The sequence below is a fragment of the Paraburkholderia tagetis genome (assembly GCF_022213065.1).
Classification (GTDB): Bacteria; Pseudomonadota; Gammaproteobacteria; order Burkholderiales; family Burkholderiaceae; genus Paraburkholderia; species Paraburkholderia tagetis.
On record NZ_JAKLJA010000089.1, the window covers coordinates 1 to 9,461 of the forward strand.

General features: G+C 63.8%; 6 protein-coding genes and 3 pseudogenes. 2 read left to right on the forward strand and 7 right to left on the reverse strand.

Annotation, left to right across the window (positions count from 1 at the left end):
- Nucleotides 1–57: 57 nt before the first annotated feature.
- The 3 genes from L5014_RS37895 to tnpA are packed head-to-tail and all read right to left on the reverse strand — an operon-like array spanning nucleotide 58 to nucleotide 2,048.
- Nucleotides 58–1,209: an IS66 family transposase gene (locus L5014_RS37895; RefSeq protein ID WP_238468987.1), complete on the reverse strand. Its 1,152-nt coding sequence runs from the start codon at nucleotides 1,207–1,209 to the stop codon at nucleotides 58–60.
- Between the two features lie 51 nt (nucleotides 1,210–1,260).
- Nucleotides 1,261–1,611, reverse strand: a complete 351-nt coding sequence (gene tnpB / locus L5014_RS37900; RefSeq protein ID WP_238468988.1) for an IS66 family insertion sequence element accessory protein TnpB — start codon at nucleotides 1,609–1,611, stop codon at nucleotides 1,261–1,263.
- Nucleotides 1,608–2,048 (reverse strand): IS66 family insertion sequence element accessory protein TnpA, encoded by a 441-nt coding sequence (tnpA, locus tag L5014_RS37905; RefSeq protein ID WP_238468989.1) that lies wholly within the window; start codon nucleotides 2,046–2,048, stop codon nucleotides 1,608–1,610. The genes tnpB and tnpA overlap by 4 nt, the downstream gene beginning before the upstream one ends.
- An 82-nt stretch (nucleotides 2,049–2,130) precedes the next feature.
- Here tnpA and L5014_RS37910 point away from each other — a divergent pair.
- Nucleotides 2,131–2,715 (forward strand): annotated as a pseudogene (locus L5014_RS37910) (carbonic anhydrase); the annotation flags it as partial.
- A gap of 1,244 nt (nucleotides 2,716–3,959) precedes the next feature.
- On the opposite strand, the pseudogene L5014_RS37915 reads toward L5014_RS37910, so the two are convergent.
- The 3 genes and pseudogenes from L5014_RS37915 to L5014_RS38930 form a co-directional block, all read right to left on the reverse strand.
- Nucleotides 3,960–4,275, reverse strand: a pseudogene (locus tag L5014_RS37915) (calcium-binding protein).
- A gap of 482 nt (nucleotides 4,276–4,757) precedes the next feature.
- Nucleotides 4,758–6,320, reverse strand: a complete 1,563-nt coding sequence (locus tag L5014_RS37920) for a DEAD/DEAH box helicase family protein (protein ID WP_420800208.1) — start codon at nucleotides 6,318–6,320, stop codon at nucleotides 4,758–4,760.
- 39 nt (nucleotides 6,321–6,359) lie between these two features.
- Nucleotides 6,360–7,266 (reverse strand): annotated as a pseudogene (locus tag L5014_RS38930) (TOTE conflict system archaeo-eukaryotic primase domain-containing protein); the annotation flags it as partial.
- A 111-nt stretch (nucleotides 7,267–7,377) separates the two neighbouring features.
- Here L5014_RS38930 and L5014_RS37925 point away from each other — a divergent pair.
- On the forward strand, nucleotides 7,378–7,785 hold the full coding sequence (locus L5014_RS37925; protein ID WP_238468990.1) for a hypothetical protein: 408 nt from the start codon (nucleotides 7,378–7,380) through the stop codon (nucleotides 7,783–7,785).
- Nucleotides 7,786–7,966: 181 nt separating this feature from the next.
- Here L5014_RS37925 and L5014_RS37930 read toward each other — a convergent pair.
- Nucleotides 7,967–9,461: site-specific integrase (locus L5014_RS37930; protein WP_238468991.1), on the reverse strand; the 1,495-nt coding region annotated here is incomplete at its 5' end.

Below are 9,461 nucleotides of genomic sequence, written 5' to 3' on the forward strand. Positions count from 1 at the left end.
CCTGACGCCTCACCCGGATAGCGTCCAGACAAATAATATGCCGAGCTATCCAACCCTTCAAGCACGACCGTAGGCCCACTGCCAGCCATCGCTCGACATAAAACGAGACTCGGGATACTGTGCATGACAGGCTACGTGCTGGATCTTGCCGCCGCGGAACAGTGCCGCCCAGCCCGAGTAATCGTCGGCCTGCAGGTAGCCCTGGTAGTTTCCCAGCAGCGCGATGGGATGACAGCCAGCGCGGCTCGCCGTGTAGTCGTAGTACACCACCCTGGGAACCGGCACCCACTGGGCATCGCGCAACACCGCTCCCGCACTCGCATAGCCCCACAGCCGCACCGTGCGGGTCCGCTCCAGTTGTTTGCACAACTGTGGAAAAGGTGTGTCGTCGCCGAAAATCACCTGCGCGCTCAGCAACTGCCGCCTGAACGCCTCGTACAGGCACAGCATCAGCTTCGAGAGCCGGATCGTCCAGTCGCTCATCGTGTTGCGCGAAATGCGCAACCCGTGCATCGCGAACTCTTCCTCCAGCCGGTAAAACGGCATGCCCGAGTCGAAATGCGCCACGATGATGCGCGCAAGCAGCTCCGGGCTCGCATTGCTCTTCATCAGCGGCGACGCCTGGAACGTCACGCCGCGCACCGTCGAGACCCCGTCCTTGACCAGCGCATAGCGCAGGCACGCATGCTCGACGACCGAAATCCTGGCCGGGGTGTACTTGAGCGTGCGCGTGAGCGTCTCGCCGATCACCGTCACCCGGTCGTATTGCGCCAGTTCCTGTTCCGGCATCGCATGCACGACGCGCTCGCGCGGCAGATCGTCTGACAGTGCCGGACGGCCCTTGCTGCGGCGTTTGCGCCGGTGCCCCTCCACCGGAATCGACAGATCCGGCACCTGCGGTGGCAGCGGCGCTTCGTGCTCCTGATCGAAGATGTCCAGTTGCCACTCGTTCATGCGCTCGCGGCTCGCTCCGAACATCTCCTGCCGCGCGTTGATCAGTTTGGCCCGCAGCTCGAGCAGCACCTGCTGCGTCTTCGCCAGCAGTTCGCTTTGCCCCTCGACCCGCTCGCGCAGCTGTTCGATCTCGCGCTGCTGCTGCGCGATCGTCGCATCGCGCGCGGCAATCTCCCCGAGCAACTCCGGAAGGTTCCATGCCCCCAATGCCATCGGCAAGGGTTGTTTCGCGGCAGGGACGTTGAGCGGTTGCATAGGTCAGCATTATCGCCGCGACTGACCCGCTCATGAGCATATCCTCACGATTCATGCGACCACCGTTGCGTTCACCGCACGCACGCGCCGGCGCACACCGACGTCGATTCCTTCAAGCCACGTTGTGAGTTCGGCAAGCGAGATCCCGCGTCGCGCGATTGCAGCGGGATCGGCAAGCGACCCGCACTCGAATCGCTTGTACATCAGCCAAAAGCCTGTGCGGTCGTAAACCAATACCTTGATCTTGTCCCTGCGCCGACCGTAGAACACGAACACGTGTCCGCTGAGTGCGTCCTGATCGAACATCGGGCGCACCAGCATCGAAAGTGAATCGATTGACTTGCGCATGTCGATCGGCTCGGCCGCGATGTAAACCTTGACTGCCGTCGAGAGCATCATCATCGCGCCCCCCCGCCAATACGATCGATCATCGCCTGAAGCAAAGGCTCGATTGAATACACCGGAAGCCGCAGCCGAATCCCGTCGCCCAGAATCAACTCCGGTATGTCGCATGCGCTTGCGTTGGCGGGGGCGTTAACGCCGCCATCGACGATCCCAACGCGCACAAAACCTGTCATGGCCTGCGCTATCGCGCCCGTCGCACTTGCGGCGTGTTGCGTGCCGCCGCTTCGCTCCGCCTGGCGAGCAAGCGCCAGGTACCTCGTCATCGAGGAACGGGAAAGCCCGCTGCGCTCGCAATACGCCTGAATCGTCAATCCGCTTGCCCGATACTCGCCCACAACCTCCCGCCACGGCCGTGTGCCTCGATTGCGCTGCCTTCTCGGAGGCAGTGCACTCGCCACCGCCTCGTCCCCACTCGACTTCTCCAGTTCCTGCATGAATGTTCTCCCGTCATTGCAATGGGAGAATCGTCCGCCATCAGCGCCACGCTCTCAATAATGGGGATTCTCGGGCGGATACCTCGCGACGACGCAAAATCCCAAGGCGCTGTTCGTCACCTGCTCGGACAGCCGCGTCGTGCCCGAGCTCCTCACACAACGCGAGCCGGGCGAACTGTTCGTGATTCGCAACGCGGGGAATATCGTGCCATCGTACGGGCCGGAACCTGGCGGCGTATCGGCAACGGTCGAATATGCGGTCGCGGTACTCGGCGTGCAGGACATCGTGATCTGCGGCCACTCGGACTGTGGCGCGATGGGCGCGATCTCGCGCTGCGCGTGCCTTGACCATCTACCGGCAGTCGCAAACTGGCTGCGCCATTCGGACGCCGCTAAAGCGATCAATGCGGCGCATCAGTTCGATGCGCCTCGCGACAAGCTCGACGGCCTCGTGCGCGAAAACGTTATCGCGCAGCTCGCGAACCTGCGCACACACCCATCGGTGGCGCTCGCGCTCGAACAGGGACGCATGAGCCTCCACGGCTGGGTCTACGACATCGGGACGGGCAGCATCGACGCGCTCGACGGCACGACACGGCGCTTCGTGCCGCTCGCCGAATCACCATCCACCGTCGCAGTGGCTTCGCGCAACCGTGGACAGGCGTGATCGATGACGCAGTCGAATTTCATTTTCGTGATCCTGACCGCTTGCAGATGGCTGCACGGTTCGGCTGCTGAGCCAATCGCAACGCTTGCCGCCTTCCCGCCGCAGCTCCAGGGCGCTTCGGCCGGTTATCTGGCGAAGAAGATGACGACAGTGGTGCGCACGAGATTCTCGACGCCAAGATCCTGCCGCAGATTCCCGTGGAGTCGAGCGCCCTGGCCGCTGCGGGGGGGCGCAGCGGTGGTTGGATGGTTGCGCCCAGTGCCCAACGAGGTTCTCGGGCTGGGGACATGGACGCCTGCACAGGTGAAATGACATGAACCCACCCACCGTGAGGACAAGGTGAGGTCGTGGAGGCCCATGGGCCGACGACACGACGTTGCCCGTGTGGGAAGATCGCGAAGTCTTCACCGGCAGGCGGAGGATCGCGATCGGCGGGCCGATGGCGCTGCGTGCGGCCATCGACGTGATGTTCGGCGAACGCGCCTGCATCCAGCGCTGCCGCACGTGCACAAGGTCTGCAACGTCACCGGGCACCTGCCCAAGAAATCCGCGCCGCAGATTGGCTGTCTACTGACATCGCCCGATCGCGAACCAAATCGTTGACCCTGACCGGAGGTCAGCCTAACCTATCCCCGGTGCCGCCGTCCAACCCGTTAATTACGAATGCGACACCGCCCGGAACGTCTGGGCCTTGCAGGGCATTCGAAGCGATGGCGCTCGCCGGAACGGTGACGTCCAGCGCTCCAGAAGCTTCAATACAAGAGGAAGACTGGCATGGAGATCGATCCGGCGGGTCTGTGTGCATCCTGTAAGCTGCTGCAGATCAACCCTCATTTCGACGTTACGCATGCTTTGTACGAAACAGGCGCGCCGATAGATCTTGGCAGCGCACGAATTCAGTATTTCATCTGCCCCGGTTGCGGCGCGAGGTGGTGCCGTTCCAGCAATGCTTGCCGACACAACGAGGTTCATTGGGCACTTCGATGAGGCGATGACGACCTCTTCCGTGCTCGTTCCGCACGGCGCCCTTGAAGGAAGGGCATTCGGACTCTGCGCGGCGTGCGCCTGCGGTTGCCCGTCACGGTCGCGCGCAGCTCGCGTCGGCTACTGGGCCATGACCTGTCTGACGTCACAGGGCTGCGCGATGACCTCAACGGGAGTCGCGACGGCGTTAGTCCGGGCCGTGACGTATCCGTCAGCGCAACCCATCAGAAGGTGGCGGGACTTTGGTATGAGACGTGAGATCAGCGCAAGATGAGCGAGATCGCACCGCGAAGGGCGGCGGGTTTCTGGATCTCAGAACGCGTAATTCTGGTCGTACCAGTAATGCCAGTCCGCGACGACGACTCGTGTCGGCTTGTTGCTGGCCACCGGAACGAGCTGAGCCAGCGGTGCCACGACGTCCCGTTCGCCCCACCGAGCCCAGACGAAGATGCCAACCCGACACAGGTCTCCATGAGCGAGCGCGGTGACCGACACCTGTTCGCCTGCGGGCAGCGGCGAAGAGGCCATCGTCTTGCGAACGCAGGCCTTGAATGGGAGCGAGAGCTGTTCTTCCAGATAGTAGTATCACGACAGCGCACGCTCTTGTCCGGTATACGTGCCGACGACGACTTCCATCTCGATGCGATGTTCGCGTTCTGCGTTGGGTTTGATCCCGGCCATGATGTTGGGCGTTATCGGCATCAATTGGGGTTACAGGTCGACGATATGCCACAGCAAGCTGCAGGAAACGCGCCAGTGCCGCTCCGAACCTGTTACTGCGATCGAGGCGGCTTTCGCGTTCAGCTGACGATGATGCCAATGCGCTCGTTCAGGTGCTTGTCGGTAAATCCCGCAGTATCGCCAATGAAGAACTCTTCGCGTTTCGCGCGCGGTCACGACGGCGGCTCACGATGAACAACTGGGGCAGTGCTGCCGGGCATGATCGCCGCGCAGGGAATCACCCAATGGCGCCGGGTGCCTGAAACGAGGCCGGGCTGCGAAGAGTGTCCTGATGATCGGTCTGCGCGGCGTGGAAAAACGGGATTGCCTGCCCGAGTTCAGGCGAGCGCCAGCTGGCGCGCCTCTCCGGGCGGGCACACCTGGTAGCCCATCGCCCGGTAGCCGCGCTGGCGTTTCTCCCACATGCGCAGCAGCACCGGATGGCCGCCATCCACGTAATCGAGCACCCGCACGCCAGTCTTGCCTGCATGCTCGCGGTGCAGCCGGCCGGCGTACTGCTGCAGCGTGCCCTTCCAGGCGATCGGCATGCCCAGTACCAGCGTGTCCAGCGCCGGGTGGTCGAAGCCTTCCCCGACCAGGCGGCCGGTTGCGAGCACGACGCGGGGCGTGTCCCCGGGCAGCGCGTCAAGGGCCGCCAGGTGGGTGGCGCGCGCTTTCCTGCCCAGCCGTCCGTGCAGCACGAACAGCGACTGCACCGTGTCCTGCAGCATCTGCTGCAGGCTTTCGAGATGCTCCGTGCGCTCGGTGAGGACCAGCACGTTACGCCCCTGCCCGTACTGTTCGCGTACGGCCGCCGCGATCATCTGCGTGCGCGGCGTGTCCTGCGCGAGCTGTGCGAACACCGCCTGGATTGGCGCGTCGGCCGCGACGTCCACCGCGGAGGTGAGCCTTTGCGGGAAGACCTCAAGCACCTGCGGCGCGCCAGCGGGCGATTTCGCCGCATGCCGGATCGGTCCGCACAGCATGAACATCACCGGCTGCTGGCTGTCGCGCCGCACCGGCGTCGCCGTCAGGCCAAGCACGTAGCGTGCATTGACGCCCTTGAGCACGGCCTCGAAGGAATCCGCGGAGATGTGATGACATTCATCGACGATGACATGGCCGTAACGCCGCAACAGCTCGCCGCGGGCACCATCGGGTGCCACGGATTGCAGCATCGCGACATCGATCCGGCCCGTCGCCTTCGACTTGCCGCCGCCGATCGTGCCGATCTCGCGCGCGTCGAGTGCGAGAAACGACTGCAGGCGTTCGCGCCACTGGTCAAGCAGTTCCCGGCGGTGCACAAGCACGAGCGTGTTGACGCCACGCTGCGCGATCATCGCGGCAGCCGTCACGGTCTTGCCGAACGCTGTCGGCGCATGCAGGATGCCGGTGTCATGCCGCAGCAGATCGGCCACGGCCGCCTGCTGGTCATCGCGCAACGTGCCGGCGAACGACGCCACGAGCGGCTCGCCCGCGTAGCGTTCGTCGCGGATGTCGCAGGTGACGTCGTTGTCGCGCAGCAGCATCATGACGTCGTCGAGGCAGCCCCGCGGCAACGCGATGTGGCGCGGGCAGTTCTCGGCGCGACCGATGATGCGCGGCTTGTCCCATACGCTGAAGCCGCGTGCCTGGGCCCGGTAGAACTCTGGATTCTGGAAAGCAGCCAGCCGGATAAGACGATTAAGCAGTGCCTGGGAAAGCTGGTCCTTCTCAAAATAGAGTTGGTTCGCGAGCGTCAACGTAAGCGATGCCGGCATTGGCCCAGGCAACCGCTTCGGCTGTGCGGGTGGCGGCTTCCACGGTTCGGCCTGATCCTCTTCGGCGATGAACGCGACGTCAAGCGGGTGGACGCCGCCCGTGGCGCGGAAGATCACGCCCTCGATGTCGCGCCCGTCCATCGCCCGGATCGCCGCCAGATACGCCCACTGGTCGGCACAGGGCGCGAAGTGCTCGTCAACAAACACGCTGCATCCGCGCTCGCGCGGCTGTTTCTGTAGCGGCAGCGCAATCAGGTTGCCGAAGCCGCCTTTGGGTAGCACATCCTGGTTCGGAAAGAGCCGGTCGTAGGACGACAGTTCGAGTTGCCGGGTCCGGGCACAGGTGTGGCTGATGATGGCCGAACCCAGCCTGCGCGTCGCGGGCGGCGACAGCGGACGAGAAGAAGATCCACCCGTGCGCGCCGTTGCCCGAGCGTGAAATCTCAAGCGAAACAGGCACTTTCAGCTCCTCACACGACTGCCGGAAAGCCATCGCATCTTCGCGCCAGCCTTCCTCGTCGAAATCAACGGCAAGCAGGTAGCAGGTGCCGTCCTGCATCAGGGGATAGAGGCCCACCGTGCGATCGCCAGCCAGATGTGCGTAGATGACCTGGTCATCCTGCGCAAGCAGCACGCGATGCCCGCAGTCTGCGCAACGGATGCGGGGCTTGTCGCAGATGCCCGCTCGCCATTCGTTGGCGCAGGCCGGCGCGTAGCCTGACTTCCCTGAGTTGCGGCTTTCCCAGCGAAGCGGGTAAACATCCGTGCGGCCGCGAAACAGCCGCCGGAAGAGTTGCACCTTCTGCTCGGGCGAAAGCATGGGCGCATCAGTGTTTCGCGCTGCTGGCGACGCTACACGCCCGACCACCTGCAAAGGCTTGCCCTGCGCCGGCGCAGTCACCGGCAGCAAGGTGGCAAGCCTGGCGTTTTCAGCCCGCAGGCGGGTGAGCTCGGCGAGCAGCTCCTCGCGTGTGAAATTTTCCCACTCTGCCTGTAGCAGCTTGTCTTCGTTCATCGCTTCACCGGTCGAAACCCTGGCGCCTGTCGGGCATGCCGACTGGCGCACACGTTCGTTGTTGCATATCATCGTCTCCGATACAGATCACCGATTTTACCCACGAGCCATGTCTGCCATCGATCGCCAGGTTGAAGCCGCGACGCGCGAGCATACCCGGCGCAGTCGGTAGCGCGGCTGGCAATGTCTGTGGCGCTGGGCACGGCGCCGGCATTCGAACAAAGCGCGTTCTGGGTCCACCGGAACTACTTTCACACGGTGAGTGCCTGGCATTGGGTCTTTGCAACGAAGACGGGCAAAACGCCCAGCTCAGGCAAGTCGGAACTCCTGACGCTTTATGACATTGCAGGCACGCCGATCCGGCGACACCGGAAGCTCACGGCGACTGCGAACCCGTTCGATCCGGCGTGGGAAGGCTGCTTCGAGGAGCGGTTAGGTCTCGCAATGCTGGACTCGCTCAAGGGACGGAAGCAGTTGATCCGGTTGTGGCTTGATCAGGCCTGCTCGTGTCCGGTCTGCCAGCAGACGATCACCAAATCCAGTGGTTGGCGTCTCTACCACATGGTTCGGATTGAAGTTGACAATCATTGAGAGGCCTCCCGTCCGCCGAAGTAATGTTGGTGCGTTTTGCGAAGTAAAGTAGAAACTTCTCCAAATTCCGGTGGGTTTGCGCAATCTTGAAGAATTGTTTTCGAGGAAAATCAATGGGTTAGGGAAGTTGCGAAGTAAAGTTGGCGCTTTCCCGGGGGCGATGGCCATGTAGCCGCTGTTGCTAGCGCCCGGGCACACCAAACGCCTGATCGAACTGCCTCGCCCGTTTGACCTCGTCGCCGTGCAGGTAGGTTGACGTGGTCGAGATCGACACGTGGCGCAGGTTGTCCCGCACCATGATCAGCTCAGCCCCGCGCGCGAGCGCATGCGAAGCGTGCGTGTGACGCATCCAGTGCGGGCTCGCCCGGCGCAGCTTCTCCGCCATCGCGGGCCGCTCATCCTTGATGGAGTCGGCGACCAGCACGAAAAAGCGCCGCAGCACGCGACCGAGCCGTGTGGCTTCGATGCCGGTGCCATTTTCCGCGAGGCTGGCCACGATGAACGTAGCCGGATCCCATCTCTCCCGTGTGACGGGCAACCGGCGTTGCACCAGGTACTGATCCAGCGCCATGCGCGCCAGTGCGGGGAGCGCCACCTTGCCAGTCTTGCTGCCCTTGCCGACAAGGTGCAGCCAGTGATCACCATGTTCGTCGACACGGATGTCGCCGAGCAATGCGCCTGTCAGTTCACTGGCTCTCAGGCCGGTCGCGTACCCGAAATCCAGCAGGAACCGCAGGCGCTGTGCGGCGGCTTCGCTCCAGCCGAAGGACCATTCGAGGCCATCGGCTATCGTGCGGAGCAGCAGCCATTCGCCTTCAGTAAAGCCGCGGGTGACGTCGAGACCCGTCTTCACGCGCCCTCGTACCTTGACACCCGCGAACGGATTGGCGAGGACGTAGCGCTGCTCGACCAGCCAGCGGAACAGTGCCGCGAGTACGGTCAGCGCGTACGCGGCGGAGCGCGTCGATAATGGTCCGCTGAACGGCCGCCATTCCACGCTTTGTCGCGGCCGCGACGGCCCGACCCAGCGTTCGCGTGGTGTCGGCCGTCTCAGAAACGCCCGGTATGCGATTGCGTCGTCGGTTGTCAGCGAGGACAACGCGCAGCCCCGCTCGACGATCGCCCACAGGATCAGGCGTTCCGCCTCCTTCCGGTAGGCGCGCTGCGTGGCGGCGGATTCGTGAAGGGATAGCCAGGATTGCACGGCCTCGTAGTCGTTCGACGCCTTGAGCAAACATACGTGCGGTGGTGCGCGAAACTGTCCTTGCGAGCCGTCGACCTCGTGCGGCACGCGCAACTGTTCCCACGGCACGATCGGCCCTGAGGGTGCTGCCGCAACCAGCGCGCGGGCACGTTCAGTCAGCGTTGGGTGGGCGGCAAAGAATGCTTCGACGTGACGTGCACCTGCAGTGCCGAGCCCATCGATCGCCGTCCACCAGCGCCGCCTGCGCGGTATCCTCACCGTCAGGTCTGCGAGCGTCCGGATCCCATGCGCCTGCAGGGCGGCCGCCACCCGCGGCGGCAGCCACTGGTCGATGTCGTCGGCGATGTGTGGCTGCGTATTCCACGACACCCGAGCGCGGATTCCACGCGTAGCCGAGCAGGTTTTCCACGAACACGCGAGCGCTCGTTCCACACGGAAGCGAGCACTTAAGCAGTGACGCGGGTGGTCAGTT